Source organism: Mesorhizobium sp. M0136 (genome assembly GCF_040322515.1).
Classification (GTDB): Bacteria; Pseudomonadota; Alphaproteobacteria; order Rhizobiales; family Rhizobiaceae; genus Mesorhizobium.
The window spans coordinates 35,383-49,856 of the sequence record NZ_JAMYTP010000015.1 but is presented as its reverse complement, the minus strand read 5'-3'; the positions used below and the strand labels follow the sequence as shown (position 1 = coordinate 49,856).

The 14,474-nt window shown below is 61.9% G+C and carries 14 protein-coding genes; 3 read left to right on the top strand and 11 right to left on the bottom strand.

Annotated features, from left to right (window positions below; genetic code table 11):
* Nucleotides 1–53: 53 nt before the first annotated feature.
* Together alaS and recA are read right to left on the bottom strand one after the other, a co-directional pair.
* Nucleotides 54–2,720 (bottom strand): alanine--tRNA ligase, encoded by a 2,667-nt coding sequence (gene alaS / locus NKJ35_RS18930; RefSeq protein WP_352649139.1) that lies wholly within the window; start codon nt 2,718–2,720, stop codon nt 54–56.
* Nucleotides 2,721–2,981: 261 nt separating this feature from the next.
* On the bottom strand, nt 2,982–4,079 hold the full coding sequence (gene recA / locus NKJ35_RS18925; protein WP_352649137.1) for a recombinase RecA: 1,098 nt from the start codon (nt 4,077–4,079) through the stop codon (nt 2,982–2,984).
* 277 nt (nt 4,080–4,356) lie between these two features.
* Between recA and NKJ35_RS18920 the strand changes: the two genes are divergently transcribed.
* The gene (locus NKJ35_RS18920; RefSeq protein ID WP_352649135.1) at nt 4,357–5,289 is read left to right on the top strand and encodes a carbohydrate kinase family protein; all 933 of its coding nucleotides are present in this window, start codon (nt 4,357–4,359) and stop codon (nt 5,287–5,289) included.
* 34 nt (nt 5,290–5,323) lie between these two features.
* Here the strand turns inward: NKJ35_RS18920 and NKJ35_RS18915 are convergent, their stop codons facing one another.
* Nucleotides 5,324–5,647 (bottom strand): TfoX/Sxy family protein, encoded by a 324-nt coding sequence (locus tag NKJ35_RS18915; protein ID WP_352649133.1) that lies wholly within the window; start codon nt 5,645–5,647, stop codon nt 5,324–5,326.
* Nucleotides 5,648–5,736: 89 nt separating this feature from the next.
* On the opposite strand from NKJ35_RS18915, the gene NKJ35_RS18910 reads away from it, so the two are divergent.
* Entirely contained in the window at nt 5,737–6,234 is a 498-nt protein-coding gene (locus tag NKJ35_RS18910) for a GFA family protein (RefSeq protein ID WP_352649131.1), read from the top strand.
* 35 nt (nt 6,235–6,269) lie between these two features.
* Here the strand turns inward: NKJ35_RS18910 and sufA are convergent, their stop codons facing one another.
* On the bottom strand, nt 6,270–6,650 hold the full coding sequence (gene sufA / locus NKJ35_RS18905; protein WP_013895897.1) for a Fe-S cluster assembly scaffold SufA: 381 nt from the start codon (nt 6,648–6,650) through the stop codon (nt 6,270–6,272).
* Between the two features lie 132 nt (nt 6,651–6,782).
* On the opposite strand from sufA, the gene NKJ35_RS18900 reads away from it, so the two are divergent.
* On the top strand, nt 6,783–7,394 hold the full coding sequence (locus NKJ35_RS18900) for an STM3941 family protein (protein WP_352649129.1): 612 nt from the start codon (nt 6,783–6,785) through the stop codon (nt 7,392–7,394).
* Here the strand turns inward: NKJ35_RS18900 and NKJ35_RS18895 are convergent.
* From NKJ35_RS18895 to NKJ35_RS18865, 7 genes are all read right to left on the bottom strand, one after another.
* A complete protein-coding gene (locus NKJ35_RS18895) occupies nt 7,318–7,713 on the bottom strand; it encodes an SUF system Fe-S cluster assembly protein (RefSeq protein ID WP_352458424.1) in 396 nt (131 codons plus the stop codon). The two genes, NKJ35_RS18900 and NKJ35_RS18895, sit on opposite strands and share 77 nt — an antisense overlap.
* A 5-nt stretch (nt 7,714–7,718) precedes the next feature.
* Nucleotides 7,719–8,960 (bottom strand): cysteine desulfurase, encoded by a 1,242-nt coding sequence (locus NKJ35_RS18890; protein ID WP_352649236.1) that lies wholly within the window; start codon nt 8,958–8,960, stop codon nt 7,719–7,721.
* A 123-nt stretch (nt 8,961–9,083) separates the two neighbouring features.
* A complete protein-coding gene (gene sufD / locus NKJ35_RS18885; protein WP_352649127.1) occupies nt 9,084–10,352 on the bottom strand; it encodes a Fe-S cluster assembly protein SufD in 1,269 nt (422 codons plus the stop codon).
* A gap of 43 nt (nt 10,353–10,395) precedes the next feature.
* The gene (sufC, locus tag NKJ35_RS18880) at nt 10,396–11,151 is read right to left on the bottom strand and encodes a Fe-S cluster assembly ATPase SufC (RefSeq protein ID WP_352649126.1); all 756 of its coding nucleotides are present in this window, start codon (nt 11,149–11,151) and stop codon (nt 10,396–10,398) included.
* A gap of 32 nt (nt 11,152–11,183) precedes the next feature.
* Nucleotides 11,184–11,381, bottom strand: coding sequence for a hypothetical protein (locus NKJ35_RS18875; protein WP_352649124.1), 198 nt, complete (start codon nt 11,379–11,381; stop codon nt 11,184–11,186).
* The gene (gene sufB, locus NKJ35_RS18870) at nt 11,378–12,895 is read right to left on the bottom strand and encodes a Fe-S cluster assembly protein SufB (RefSeq protein WP_254817626.1); all 1,518 of its coding nucleotides are present in this window, start codon (nt 12,893–12,895) and stop codon (nt 11,378–11,380) included. Before sufB ends, NKJ35_RS18875 begins: the two co-directional genes overlap by 4 nt.
* 187 nt (nt 12,896–13,082) lie before the next feature.
* A complete protein-coding gene (locus NKJ35_RS18865; protein WP_352649122.1) occupies nt 13,083–14,261 on the bottom strand; it encodes a cysteine desulfurase family protein in 1,179 nt (392 codons plus the stop codon).
* Nucleotides 14,262–14,474: the final 213 nt, after the last annotated feature.

Below are 14,474 nucleotides of genomic sequence, written 5' to 3'. Positions count from 1 at the left end.
ACGTTGCCACATCATCCCCGCTGCCACTTCGGCCTGGCCTTACTGGTGCAGATTCACGCAGCTTCCAGCGCCGCCTTCACTGCAGCGATCGCGTCTTCGGCCTTCGACGCGTCCGGGCCGCCGGCCTGGGCCATATCGGGTCGCCCCCCGCCGCCCTGCCCGCCCAATGCCGCGGACGCGACGCGCACCAGATCGATGGCGCTGAAGCGGCCGGTCAGATCATCGGTAACGGCGACGACGACACTCGCCTTGTTGTCCTCGCCGGCGCCGACAAAGACGACGACGCCGGAGCCGAGGGACTTCTTGCCGGCATCGGCCAGTGGTTTCAGATCCTTTGGCGAGACGCCCGATACCGCCTTGCCGAGAAAACCGACACCGGCAATGGTTTCGTTTTCCGCAGATATACCAGCTGGCGAGCGATCGCCCAGCGCCAGCTTCTTGCGCGCCTCTGTCAGCTCCTTTTCGAGCTTCTTGCGCTCGTCGAGCAGCGCCTCGACGCGGGCCGGCACATCGGCCGCCGAAATCCTCAGCGCGGCGGCGGCCGCCTTCAACCGCTTGTCCTGTTCGTCGAGATGCTTTCTGGCGGCCTCGCCGGTCAACGCCTCGATGCGGCGCACGCCGGCAGCGACCGCGCTGTCGGACACGATGCGCACCAGGCCGATATCGCCGGTCGCCCTGACATGCGTGCCGCCGCATAGCTCGACCGAATAAGGCCGGTTGGCCTTGGCGCCATGCAAGCCCGTGCCCATCGAAACGACGCGCACTTCATCGCCATACTTCTCGCCAAACAGCGCCATGGCGCCCTCGGCGATAGCGTCGTCGACAGACATCAGTCGCGTGATCACCGGGCCGTTCTGAACGACGATCTCGTTTGCCATGCGCTCGACCTCTTCGAGCTCGTCCGGCGAGATCGGCTTGTTGTGCGAAATGTCGAAGCGCAGACGCTCGGGCGCGACCAGCGAGCCCTTCTGCGCCACATGGGTACCCAGCACCTCGCGCAGCGCCTCATGGATCAGATGTGTGGCGGAATGGTTCGCGCGCAGCCTGGAGCGCCGCGCGTGGTCCACCTTCAGCTCGACGGTCGCGCCCGTCTTGACAGTGCCATTGGCCACCTTGCCGAGATGGACGAAAAGCCCATCGGCCTTCTTCTGGGTATCGGATATCTCGATCGAGAACCCGTCGCCCGAAATGACGCCGGTATCGCCCATCTGGCCACCGGACTCGCCATAGAACGGCGTCTGGTTGACAACCACGGCAACGGCATCGCCTTTGCCGGCACTGTCGACGGTCTTGCCGTCCTTGACCAGCGCCTGGATAAGGCCTTCGGCCTGCTCGGTCTCATAACCCAGGAATTCGGTGGCGCCGGTCTCCTCACGCACCGCGAACCATACCGTCTCGGTTGCGGCCTCACCGGAACCAGCCCAGCTTTTGCGTGCCTCCGCCTTCTGCCGCTCCATTGCCTCGGTGAAGCCGGCAAGGTTGACCGAGATGTTGCGCCGGCGCAGCGCGTCCTGCGTCAGATCGAGCGGAAAGCCATAGGTGTCGTAGAGCTTGAACGCTGTCTCGCCATCCAGCATGTCGCCGGAGGCCAGCTTCTCCGTCGCCTCCGAAAGCAAGCCCAAGCCGCGCACCAGCGTCTTGCGGAAACGAGTTTCCTCAAGCTTCAGCGTCTCGGTGATCATCTGTTCGCCGCGCACCAGTTCCGGGTAGGCTTGGCCCATCTCGCGGACCAGCGCCGGCACCAGGCGCCACATCAGCGGATCGCGGGCGCCGAGCAACTGCGCGTGGCGCATGGCGCGGCGCATGATGCGACGAAGCACGTAGCCGCGTCCTTCGTTGGACGGCAACACGCCGTCGGCGACCAGGAAGCAGGACGAACGCAAATGGTCGGCGATGACCCGGAACGATGCGACGGTGTCCGCATCCGGACCTTTGCCAAGCGCCGACGATGCAGCGTCGATCAGGTGGCGGAACAGGTCGGTTTCGAAGACGCTTTCAACCCCTTGCAGGATGGAGGCCATGCGCTCGAGGCCCATGCCCGTGTCGATCGACGGACGCGGCAGGTCGACGCGCTCTTCCTTCGTCACCTGTTCATACTGCATGAACACCAGGTTCCAGAATTCGAGGAAACGGTCGCCATCCTCCTCGGGGCTGCCGGGGGGGCCGCCCCAGATATGCTCGCCACGGTCGATGAATATCTCCGAACACGGCCCGCAAGGCCCGGTGTCACCCATTGCCCAGAAATTGTCCGAAGTCGCGATGCGGATGATGCGATCGTCCGAAAGGCCGGCGATCTTCTTCCAGTACGAGGCCGCCTCGTCGTCGGTGTGGTAGACGGTGACCAGCAGCTTGTCCTTCTTCAGCCCGAACTCCCTGGTGATCAGGTTCCAGGCAAGCTCTATGGCGCGCTCCTTGAAATAGTCGCCGAAGGAGAAATTGCCGAGCATCTCGAAGAAGGTCAGGTGGCGCGCGGTGTAGCCTACATTGTCGAGGTCGTTGTGCTTGCCGCCGGCGCGAACACTCTTCTGGGCAGTCGTGGCGCGCGAATAGGGCCGCTTCTCCAGACCGGTGAAAACGTTCTTGAACTGCACCATGCCGGCATTGGTGAACATCAGCGTCGGGTCGTTGCGCGGCACCAGCGGGCTTGACGCGACGACCTCGTGACCTTCCTTGCGAAAATAGTCGAGAAATGCCGACCGGATCTCGTTGACGCCACTCATGAAATACTGCCTTTTCGAGAGAACCGCCGGCTGCCGGCGGAAAATAGACATGGCCTTTTAGCGGTCGCACCGCAGCCTGTCCAGAAACACCAAATGGGCTCAAATTCCCGCTTTCACCAGCGCTTTGAAATGGCTTCTGCCCCGCCATCAAACGCAAACCGCCGGCACGGGGCCGGCGGTTCGAAACGCATCGATTACGCAAACTCAAAATCAAAACATCAAATCGAAACCCGACTGAGGCTCCGCGAGGCGTCGCTTGCCCTACACCACCCCAGCGTCGTCCTCGAAACCGTCGTCGCTGCTTTCGGAGCCGCCGTTTTCAAGGAATTTCTCGGCGATCAGCCCGGCATTCTGTCGCAGCGCCAGCTCGATCTCGCGCGCCGTGTCGGGATTGTCGCGCAGGAACAGTTTTGCGTTTTCGCGGCCCTGGCCAAGACGCTGCGAATTGTAAGAGAACCAGGCGCCCGACTTTTCGACCACGCCGGCCTTGACGCCGAGATCGACCAGCTCACCGGTCTTGGAGACGCCCTCACCATACATGATGTCGAACTCGACCACCTTGAAGGGCGGCGCCAGCTTGTTCTTGACCACCTTGACGCGGGTCTGGTTGCCGACGACCTCGTCGCGATCCTTGACCGAGCCGATGCGGCGGATGTCGAGGCGGACCGAAGCATAGAATTTCAGCGCATTGCCGCCGGTCGTCGTCTCGGGCGACCCGAACATGACGCCGATCTTCATGCGGATCTGGTTGATGAAGATGACCATGGTGTTGGAGCGCGAGATCGAGGCGGTGAGCTTGCGCAGTGCCTGGCTCATCAGGCGCGCCTGCAGGCCGGGCAGCGAATCGCCCATCTCGCCTTCGATTTCCGCCCGCGGCGTCAGCGCCGCCACCGAATCGACCACCAGCACGTCGATGGCGCCGGAGCGCACCAGCGTGTCGCAGATCTCCAGCGCCTGCTCGCCGGTATCGGGCTGCGAGATCAACAGGTTTTCGAGATCGACGCCGAGCTTGCGGGCATAGACCGGGTCGAGCGCGTGCTCGGCATCGACGAAGGCGCAGATGCCGCCCTTCTTCTGGGCTTCGGCCACCGTGTGCAGCGCCAGCGTCGTCTTGCCCGAGCTTTCCGGCCCGTAGATCTCGACGATGCGGCCGCGCGGCAGGCCACCGACGCCAAGCGCGATGTCCAGCCCAAGCGAGCCGGTCGGCACCGTTTCGATCTCGACGACCTGCTCGTTTGCGCCGAGCCGCATGATCGAGCCTTTGCCGAAGGCACGCTCGATTTGCGACAGCGCCGCATCCAGAGCCTTTGATTTGTCCACCGCTTTGTCCTCTACAAGCCGCAAAGAATTCTGAGCCATGATACATCACCCCGTGGTCGTCAATGGAGGCCGGACAATCCCGCAATCCTTAAAAGAATGTACCTCGTTTGTTCTCATTTGTCAATGAGCGGCAAGGATTTGAAAAATAACGGATATCCATATTTGTTCTATTTTTGTTTCGTAATTTTGCTTCCGGATGCAACCGGCCTCGCATGCGGCGCCGCTGCCGTCACCAACCGAATCGCACCGGCGATTGCAGGGTTCCGCCCAGCGACCTAGTCTCCTCCCGGGCAACAGCAAAGGGCATTTTGCCGGCATGATGAACTCCCCGACGATCCTGGCCGTGGGCGGCGCCTATATCGAGCGGCGCGGCCGGGTTGCCGGCGCCTTCGTGCCAGCCGCCTTGAACCCCGGCACGATGCGCGAGCATGTTGGCGGCGCCGTCTTCAACGCCTTGCGCTGGGCGGTGCGACGCGGCGCCTCGGCCTCGCTGCTTTCGGTGCGCGGCGGCGATGCCCTTGGCGACACGGTTTTACGCGCCGTCACCGAGGCCGGCATTGCCGACCTGTCGGCGGTGTTCCTCGACCGGGCAACGCCAAGCCATACGATGCTGATCAATAGCGATGGCGGGCTGATCGCCGGCCTTGCCGACATGGTGCTCTACGAGCTGGCGCTTCCCAAGCAAATCCGCCGCGCCAAGGTGCGCGAAGCTATCGGTTCGGCCGATGCGATCCTGTGCGACGCCAACCTGCCGTCGACCGCGCTGGAGCGGCTGGCGGCACTCGCCGCCGGCAAGGCGGTGTTTGCGCTTGCCGTCTCGCCCAACAGAGCGGCGCGGCTGACGCCGGTGCTCGGACTTCTAGCGTTGGCCTTCATCAACCGGCACGAGGCCGGCGTGATCGCCGGCGTTGACATCGATGCTGACGATCAAGGCGTCGTCGACGGGCTGAGACGCGCCGGCCTGAAGAGCGGCGTGGTGACTGCCGGCGACGGTCCGGTGCTCGGTTTCGACCAAACCGGCGTATTTTCGATCCTGCCACCGCCGCTGCAAAAGCGGACCGATGCCACAGGCGCGGGCGACGCATTAGCCGGCGCCACGATCGCTGCCCTGCTGCGTGGCCTGAAGCTGCGCGAAGCGTTGCGTGAAGGCGTCGCCGCCGCGGCGCTCGCCATCGAGAGCGCCGCCTTCACCAGTGCCAGCTTTGTCGAGGCGCTGGCGCTCGTGCCCGAGGCGCGGGACCTGGCATGAAGTTCGGCGCGGAATTGCCGAAGCATAACGCAGCCTATTTTCCGGCGCGCCATCCTGCCTCGTAGGCGCGGCGTGCCCAGATCGCCATCTCATCCGGATCATCGAAGGCACTGTCGGGAACGCTCCAATACGGCATAGACACCAGCTTGCCGTGCCGTGAGCCGGTATAGGTCCATTGCCGGCAGCCGGCCGCTTCGAATTCAGGCGCGCTTTCCGCGTCAGCCTTCAGCATCAATTCGTCACGGATGACGACGGCGACGATGACGCCGTCGAAATAGATGCCCTTGCCGCCGAACATCTTGCGGATGCTAACCGGGCCAAGGCCTTCGAAAAGCTCTTCGATGCGCTCATTGTCCATGCGGCGATCATGTCATCCGGATTTCCCCTTGTCATCGCCGCAACCGGCACCATCCTGACAAGTTCAAATCAATTTCGTCGGAGTTTCTCATGCCGCTTCTGCTCAAAGGGTCCTGCCGGTGCAATGCCGTGCGTTTCGAGGTGGAAAGCCACACGCCGGTGCCGTTCATGCTGTGCTACTGCTCAATCTGCCGCAAGCAGCAGGGCGGTGGCGGTTTCGCCATCAATCTCGGCGCCGATTACAAGACGTTGAAAATCCAGGGCAAGCGCCATCTCGGCGTCTACCGCGCCGAGATCGAGGACGACGAGCACCCGCACCGCGAAATCTCGACGGGCGAGCGGAACTTCTGCACGAAATGCGGGACGGCGCTCTGGCTCTACGACCCAACCTGGCCGGAGCTGGTGCACCCCTTCGCCTCGGCGATCGACACAGACCTGCCAAAGCCGCCGGAGAAGGTGCATCTCATGCTGAAATACAAGGCGAACTGGGTCGAGCCGGAGATCGGCAAAGGGGACAAGGTCTTCGACGTCTACCCGGAAGAATCGATTGCCGACTGGCACAAACGAACAGGAATGTGGGTGGATTAGGTCCCTTCTCCCCGTGAACGGAGGAGAAGGAAAGATCAGGCGGAAGCGCGCGCTTCAGCCAAGGCCTTCAAATCGGCCGGCTTCAGTTCGACCGATTCGCCGCAGCCACAGGCCGAACTCTGGTTCGGGTTGTGGAAGGTGAAGCCGGTGCGCAGCGTCGTCTGCTCGAAATCCATCTCGGTGCCGAAAAGGAAAAGTGCTGCCTCCGGCGCGACATAGACGTGTGCGCCGTCGCGCTCGATATGGTCGTCCTTGGTGTTGGGTTCGGTCACCAGATCGACCGTATATTCCATGCCGGCGCAGCCGCCCTTCTTGATGCCAAGGCGAATGCCATGCGCGTTCTCGCGGGTCGCGACGATCTCGCGGACCCGGTCGGCGGCCTTTTCGGTCATGGTGATGACGGCGAAGCGTCCCATATCGTTCTCCACTTTCACGCGGGTTCAAGGCCTGCGGATCATTCTTACCTAAGATGGTGAAGTTTTCTGCTCACTGCAACCAATTTGGATGTAATTTCAGTTGGCGACAATCGAAGTATGGCGAGAGGCTAAATGCTTGACACCAATCAAACAGTTGAATTTCGGTCATCTCCTGCTCGGCTCGGCCTGCTGGCTGTTATATCGGTAGCGATGACAACTTTAGGCATTGCGCTTGGATGGCGCCTAGTGCCGAATATCGCTCCAGGTAGCCTCAAGCAATTTCTCGGTTGGATAACGGCTATATTGTTCACCGGCACTTTTGTGATCGCTGTGGTGCGTCTTTTCGATTTGAAACGGCCGACGCTAGTTTTGTCGCCTAAGGGCTTTTGGGACGTCCGCCTGTCAGCAGAGTTCATTCCATGGAGTGTCGTGAAGCACATTTCTGAGCGGAGTTACCGGCGACAAAAGTTCCTTTTGGTAGAAGTCCTAGAGAGCGTCTGGCAGAGCCCATCTTTGACCAAAATGGCGCGCTGGAGTCGGGGACCCAATAGAGCGATGGGTTTAGACGCAATGTGTATTGGCACGGGAGACCTCGACGTCAAGTTTGACGAGCTGTTCTCAGCGATCACGGCTTATGCCAAAGCATACGGTGCAAGGTCGACTGATCTCAATACCAGCCCACCGCCACCTGTGCCTCTTCCGACATGCGGTCGGGCGACCAGGGCGGGTCGAAGGTCATGTTGACCTCGACACCGGAAACGCCTTCGACGGCGCCGACGGCATTTTCCACCCAACCCGGCATTTCGCCGGCCACCGGGCAGCCGGGTGCGGTCAGCGTCATGTCGATCTTGACCGAGCGGTCGTCCTCGATGTCGATCTTGTAGACGAGGCCAAGTTCGTAGATGTCGGCCGGGATTTCGGGGTCATAGACCGTCTTCAGCGCCGAGACGATGTCGTCGGTCAGCCGCGCCAGTTCGTCGGCAGGAATCGTTGACCCGGAAACCGCCGCATTGGTGGTCATATCCAGTGCCGTGCTTTCGGCGGTATGGCTGGCATCATCCATGATCGTCACCCGAAGAACTTTCGCGCCTTTTCCAGCGCATCGGCCAAAGCGTCGACTTCGGCCCTGGTATTATACATGCCGAACGATGCCCTGCATGTGGATGTTACGCCGAAGCGTTTCAACAGCGGCTGGGCGCAATGCGTGCCGGCGCGGACCGCCACGCCCTGCCGGTCGATAACCATCGACACGTCATGGGCGTGAATGCCCTGCAGCTCGAACGAGATGATGGCGCCCTTGCCGGGCGCATCGCCGAAGATGCGCAGCGAGTTGATGGCGCGCAGCCGCTGATGCGCATAGTCCTTCAAATCGGCCTCGTGCGCTGCGATGCGCTCACGGCCGATCTTTTCCATGTATTCCAGCGCAGCACCAAGCCCGATCGCCTGCACGATCGGCGGCGTGCCGGCCTCGAAACGGTGCGGCGGGTCGTTGTAGGTGACGATGTCTTGCGTCACCTCCTCGATCATCTCGCCGCCGCCCATGAACGGGCGCATGCGCTCCAGAATATCCTTCTTGCCGTAGAGCACGCCGATGCCCGACGGGCCATAAACCTTGTGGCCGGTGAAGACGAAGAAATCGCAGTCGAGGTCCTGCACGTCGATCGGCATGTGCACGGCGCTCTGGCTGCCGTCGACCAGCACCGGAATGCCGCGGGCATGGGCAATGCGCACGATCTCCTTGATCGGCGTCACCGTGCCCAGCGCGTTCGACATATGGGTGATGGCAACCAGCCTGGTGCGGTCGGTCAGCCGCGTCTCGAATTCCTCGATGTGGAAGACGCCGAGATCGTCGACCGGCACCCAGACCAGTTTCGCGCCCTGCCGTTCGCGGATGAAATGCCACGGCACGATGTTGGAATGGTGCTCCATGATCGAGAGCACGATCTCGTCGCCCTCGCCGATATTGGGCATGCCGAAACCATAGGCAACCGTGTTGATCGCCGCCGTGGTGTTCGAGGTGAAGACGATGTTGTCGGTGCTCGGTGCGTTGAGGAAACGGCGCACCGTCTCGCGAGACTTCTCATAGGCGTCGGTCGCGGCATTGGACAGGAAATGCAGGCCGCGGTGCACGTTGGCATATTCCTGGGAATAGGCGTGCTGGATAGCGTCGAGCACGGCCTGCGGCTTCTGCGCCGAGGCGCCATTGTCGAGATAGACCAGCGGTTTGCCGTAGACTTGCCGCGACAGGATCGGGAAGTCACGGCGGATCGCCTCGACGTCGTAAGGAATGTTTTCGACTTTCTGGTCCATCGTCTCGACCGTCATCCTCGGGCTTGTCCCGAGGATCTACTAGCCCTCGGATTTTGCCAGTTCCTTGTCCACGCGGCAGATCCTCGGGACAAGCCCGAGGATGACGCCGGAATCTTGAGCCACTCACCCATGTGCCACGAACCAGTTGTCGAGCCGTGCTTCCAGCGCCTCGACGATGGCCTCGTCGTCCAGTTCCTCGATCACTTCGGCGACGAAGGCCTTGACCAGCAGGCCGCGCGCGGTCTTCTCGTCGATGCCGCGCGCCATCAGATAGAACAGATGGCCGTGGTCGATCTCGGTGACGGTCGCGCCATGGCCACAGACGACGTCGTCGGCGAAGATTTCAAGCTCCGGCTTGGTCGAGAACTCCCCGTCATCCGACAGAAGCAGCGTGTTGCAGGCCATCTTGGCGTTGGTCTTCTGCGCATATTGGTGGACATTGATGCGGCCTTGGAAGACGCCGCGCGCTCTGCCGGTCACCACGTTGCGGATGACTTCGGTCGAGGCGGTGTGCGGCACGGCATGGTCGAGCACCATGGTGACGTCGGTATGGGTGTCGCCGGCCAAAAGATTAATGCCGCGCAGCGTGAATTCGGCGCCCTCGCCGGTCGTCTTCACAACGACCTCCTGGCGGACAAGCTTACCGCCGGCATTCATGACGAACAGCGTCAGTTTCGAATTTTTGCCGAGATGCGCCTTGAACTGGGCGAGATGCGTCGCCGTATCCGGCTGCTCCTGCACGACCAGCCATGTCACTTCGGCGCCCTCGCCAAGCACAAGCTGGCTGACCGAGCTGACCAGTGCCGCCCTCTCGCCCGTCTGGCGCTCGACGACGACAGCCTTGGCGCCGGTGCCGACGCGGACGGTCAGCCGCACATGCGACTGTCCGCCGGCCTGCAAATTCTGCAATTCGACCGGCTTATCCAGTTGAGCACCGTCGGCGATGTCGACGAAATAGCCGTCGGCGACAAAGGCGGTGTTGAGCGCGCCGATGGCGTCGTCGCTGCCATAAGACTCAAGCCCAGATGCTGCGCTGCCGTCGGTCAGCTTCTCCGACAGGCGCTGCACGGCAACGCCTTCGATATCGGGCAGTTTCATACTCGAAACGCCGTTCAGCACCGGCAAAACGCTGGAGCCCTCGACGATCGGCGCAATGGCTTTCGCGACCGCTGCCGGATCGAAGTCCGGCACCGAAATCAGCAGCCGGCGCAGGTCCGTATAGTGCCAGGATTCGATGCGCCGCGTCGGCAGGCCACTCTTGATCGCCTCGATGGCGTCGTCGCGCTTCAGCATGACCGCGCCGTCGCCGGGCAGCAGCGAGAGCCGCTCGCCAAAGGCGTCGATCAGCGCCGTTTCGGCCGGTGTCCGCTGGGGTGTCGTGTGCATATTCATCAGTATCGCCTTGTTTGGCTTGCCTTCCGGGCCTGCTGGCATCTCACGCGGCTTGCCCGATCACGCCGGCATAGCCATTGGCCTCGAGGTCGAGCGCCAGCGACTTGTCGCCCGACTTGATCACCTGTCCCCTGTAGAGCACGTGCACCGTATCGGGCACGATGCATTGGAGGAGGCGCTGGTAGTGGGTGATGACGACGATGGCGCGGTCCGGCGAGCGCAGCGTGTTGACGCCGTCCGCGACGATCTTCAGCGCGTCGATATCGAGGCCGGAATCGGTCTCGTCGAGGACGCAAAGCTTCGGCTCGAGAAGCTTCATCTGCAAGATCTCGGCGCGCTTCTTCTCGCCGCCGGAAAAGCCGACATTGAGCGGCCGCTTCAGCATCGCCATGTCCATGTTGAGCGAGGCGGCAGCTTCCTTCACGCGCTTCAGAAATTCCGGGATCTTCAGCGGTTCCTCGCCGCGCGCCTTGCGCTTCTCGTTCATCGCCACTTTCAGGAATTCCATCGTCGCCACGCCCGGTATCTCCATCGGGTACTGGAAGGCGAGAAAGATGCCGGCGGTAGCGCGCTCGGCCGGATCCATGTCGAGGATCGACTGGCCGTTGTAGAGGATGTCGCCCTCGGTGACCTCATAATCCTCGCGCCCGGCAAGGATATAGGACAGCGTCGATTTTCCCGAGCCGTTCGGCCCCATGATGGCGGCGACCTCACCGGCCTTCACCGAAAGATTCAGGCCGCGGATGATCTCGGTGCCGTCATCGACGATACGGGCATGGAGGTTTCTGATTTCAAGCATTCCATTCGTCCTATCCGTAGCCGTCTGCCCGGCTAAACTCGATTTAACAACTGCTTCAAGGCTTCCAAAAGTCCCTGCCAAAAGCCATCTGGCGAATAGGCTGCGACGAGCAACGCAACGCCCGTTGCGCCGAACCACAGCGCCAGTTCTAGACCCGCAGACCAGCCGTCCATCCGATCCCGCAGATAAATGTGTTTTTCTGCGGATTCGCGTTTGGGCTCCTTTGTCACCCAACGCTCCCCTCGAGGCTAATCCCGATCAGCTTCTGCGCCTCGACGGCGAATTCCATTGGCAGCTGCTGGATGACGTCCTTGACGAAACCGTTGACGATCAGCGCGATCGCCTCTTCTTCCGGAATGCCACGCTGCATGACGTAGAATTTCTGATCCTCGGAAATCTTCGACGTCGTCGCCTCATGCTCGAACTGTGCGGTCGAATTCTTGGCTTCCATGTAGGGCACGGTGTGCGCGCCGCACTGGTCGCCGATCAAGAGCGAGTCACAGTTGGTGAAGTTGCGGGCGTTGGTCGCCTTGCGGTGCGCCGAGACCTGGCCGCGATAGGTATTCTGCGAGAAGCCGGCGGCAATGCCCTTGGAGATGATGCGGCTCGACGTGTTCTTGCCGAGATGGATCATCTTGGTGCCGCTGTCGACCTGCTGGTAGCCGTTCGACACCGCGATCGAATAGAACTCGCCGCTGGAATCGTCGCCGCGCAGGATGCAGCTCGGATATTTCCAGGTGATGGCCGAACCGGTCTCGACCTGCGTCCACGAAATCTTCGACCGATGGCCGCGGCAGTCGCCGCGCTTGGTGACGAAATTATAGATGCCGCCCTTGCCCTCGGCGTCGCCGGGATACCAGTTCTGCACCGTCGAATATTTGATCTCGGCATCGTCGAGCGCGATCAGTTCGACCACCGCGGCGTGAAGCTGGTTCTCGTCACGCTGCGGCGCCGTGCAGCCTTCGAGATAGGAGACGTAAGCCCCCTCCTCGGCGATGATCAGCGTGCGCTCGAACTGGCCGGTGTTCTTCTCGTTCATGCGGAAATAGGTCGACAATTCCATCGGGCAGCGCACGCCCTTGGGCACGAAGACGAACGAACCGTCGGTGAACACGGCTGAATTCAGCGTGGCGTAAAAATTGTCGGTGGTCGGCACCACCGAGCCGAGATATTTCTTCACCAGCTCCGGATGCTCGCGGATCGCTTCCGAGATCGAGCAGAAGATGACGCCGGCCTGCGCCAGTTCCTTCTTGAAAGTGGTCACGACCGAGACGGAATCGAACACCGCATCGACGGCGACGCGGCCGGACTTGTAGACGTTGTCGCTGGCTTCCTCGAGCTCCGAGGCATCGGTCTTCTGCACGCCGGCGAGGATTTCCTGTTCCCTGAGCGGAATGCCGAGCTTCTCGTAGACCTTCAGCAGTTCGGGATCGACCTCGCTGAGCGAAGTCGGGCCGGGCGTGCTCTTGGGCGCCGCGTAATAATAAATGTCCTGGAAATCGATTTTGGGATAGTGGACGCGCGCCCATTTCGGCTCGTCCAGCGTCAGCCAGCGGCGATAGGCTTCCAGGCGCCATTCCAGCATCCAGGACGGCTCATCCTTCTTGGCCGAAATGAAGCGGATAATGTCTTCACTCAGGCCCTTGGGGGCCTTGTCCATCGCGATTTCGGTCTGGAATCCATATTTATACTGGTCGACATCGATCTTTCGAACTCGATCGATCGTCTCCTGCACAGCAGGCATCAGCGTTCTCCATCCACGCCGGGGTCAAGGCCCGGCAGTTTTCAAACTATGGCACCGGGAACGAGCACCCTTGGGCACCCACGGCGGCGTAAGTTTCATATAGTGCGTTCATGCCGGAAATTCACCCGGCCAAATTCGAACGCACGGCTCTACCAGGCCACAAGGCCCAAATATTCCTTCGCCGCGCTCAGGCGGCCTTTTCCCTGTTCGCCTTTTCCCTACCGGCTTGCCGTGCAACGATCGTCGCCAGCGACGCGCGAAACAGCTCGATATCCTTGGCGCTGGTCGCGTGGCCGATGGACACACGCAACGCGCCAACGCTATCGCCGTAACCCATGGCTTTCAGCACGTGACTCGGCCCGACTTTGCCCGACGAACAGGCCGATCCGGCCGACAGCGCCACACCGGCAAGGTCGAAGGCGATCTGCGCCGTCTCGGCCTTGATGCCGGGAATAGCGAAGAATGTGGTATTGGCAAGCCTTGCAGCGCCGGTCCCGAAGATTTCGGCGTCCGGAACAAGCGTTTTAACGATCGCCTCGATTTCGTCGCGACGCTGCCGCACCGCTTCGATCGTTTGCAAGCCGGCAGACGCTTCGCTAGCGGCCGCACCAAACCCGGCAATCGCCGCCAGGTTTTCGGTGCCGCCCCGATGGCCCTTTTCCTGGCCGCCGCCGCTGACCAGCGGTTTTGGCATCATCAGGTCCGACGCCGCGACAATGGCGCCGACGCCCTTGGGGCCGCCGATCTTGTGCGACGAGAGAATAAAATAGTCTGCGTAAGCCTCTGATATATCGAGCGGAATGCGGCCGGCTGCCTGCACGGCATCGACGACCAGGATGCCACCCGCCGCCTTGACGATTTCGGCGATGCGGCCGACCGGCTGGATTACGCCGGTTTCATTGTTGGCAGCGTGGATGGCCACCAGCGGCAAGCCTTCGGCCTTGTCATGCTGGGCGAGAGCCTCGGCCAAAACGTCGAGCCTGACGACGCCGTCGGCGTCGACGCCGATCCGTATCACCTGCGCCGCTGGGAAACGCCCGCCGTTCAGCAGGCAAGGATGATCGGCCTCGGACACATAGAGCCGGCTCATACGGACAGCACCGCGCCCCATCTGCCAGTCCGGCGTCAGCAGCGTCGAGGCCGCTTCCGTCGCGCCGGAGGTGAATACGACATGCTCGGCCCTGGCGTTGACCAGTCGCGCCACATTGCGCCTGGCATCCTCGATCAGCCGCCGCGCAGCGCGGCCCTCGGCATGGACGGAGGACGGGTTGGCGGCGACGTCGAGCGCGGCGACCACCGCCGCGCGCGCGGCGGCAAGCAGCGGCGCGCTGGCATTGTAGTCGAGATAGGCGCGTGCTCCGGCCATTTCCGTCCAACTGGTCCCTTCAAAAGCCGTTCCGCGAAGATAGCGCGTTATTTCCTTGAAATTGCAAGGCAAGACGTCCTATTTACGCGGTTTGCGGCGCGGGTGGCCGAGCCACAGTTTTGGCCGCCCAGTTTTGAACAATTCTAAACTAGCTTCTAGAAAGACGCTCGCCCTGCGTCAAGGCCTAGGGAAAACTGGGGCCAGAGGAAAAGT